Source organism: Caldalkalibacillus thermarum (assembly GCF_014644735.1).
GTDB lineage: Bacteria > Bacillota > Bacilli > Caldalkalibacillales > Caldalkalibacillaceae > Caldalkalibacillus > Caldalkalibacillus thermarum.
Window position 1 is genome coordinate 1 of record NZ_BMKZ01000119.1, and the last position, 916, is coordinate 916.

General features: G+C 45.0%; 2 protein-coding genes. Both read right to left on the reverse strand.

The window, feature by feature from the left end:
* Window positions 1-665, reverse strand: a 665-nt coding sequence (locus tag IEW48_RS16765; RefSeq protein WP_188624722.1) for an IS3 family transposase, incomplete at its 3' end; no start/stop codon positions are given.
* Entirely contained in the window at window positions 581-877 is a 297-nt protein-coding gene (locus IEW48_RS16770) for a transposase (protein WP_007506588.1), read from the reverse strand. The genes IEW48_RS16770 and IEW48_RS16765, both read right to left, overlap by 85 nt.
* Window positions 878-916 lie beyond the last annotated feature (39 nt).

Sequence of the window (916 nt, forward strand, 5' to 3'; positions counted from 1 at the left end):
CCTCGATCAGAATGGTGGAGAACGGGCGTTTTTGGTTGTTTTCTTTCGTAGGCACGGTCCAATGCTTTGAGGACCAAAGCTTTGGTCATTTGCTTACCCGCATACCACCCTACGATTTCGCGATGGTACAAATCCATGATACTCGCCAGGTAAAGCCATCCTTCATCTGTTGGCACATAAGTAATATCCGCTACCCAGACCTTATTAGGAGCCTCCACCACAAATTGTTGGTTAAGCTTGTTTTCATGAACCGGTAAGCCATGATTGGAATTTGTGGTTGCTTTATATTTCTTTACTGTACGGGAACGAAGGTTGAGCTCGTTCATGATCCGGGCCACCGTCTTCTGGGAAATTGTTTCCCCCTCAGAGCGCAAGACCTGAGTGATTTTCGGGCTGCCATAGAGTCTCCGAGATGCCATGAAGATTTGCTTGATGCGTTTGGCCAGCCGCTCTTTACGTTGCTTTCGGTTACTTTTTGGACGGTTAAGCCAGGCATAATACCCGCTTCTGGATACTTTAAATACCTCGCACATCTTCTCAACACGGAACTCGAAGCGGTGTTTATGGATAAAGGCATATTTTACTTCCGGTCTTTCGCGAAGATGTGCATCGCCTTTTTTAAAATGGCGTTCTCTTCTTGTAGGTCGCGGATTTGCTTTTGTAATTGCCGAATATCTTGTTCATCGAAGGGCTGTGACTCACCCCCTTGTCCATCAATCTGTTTGGATTTTCGCTTATACTGCTTCAACCATCCATAAAGCGTGTTAGGGGAGATATCTAATTCCCGAGCAACTTGAGCCACTGACTTCCTTTCCTCTAGGATATACTCAACAGTTTGACGTTTGTATTCCAGATCATAATGACGCTGCGTTCGCATTATAGACACCTCGATTTTAAGATCATTTCAATTATAACC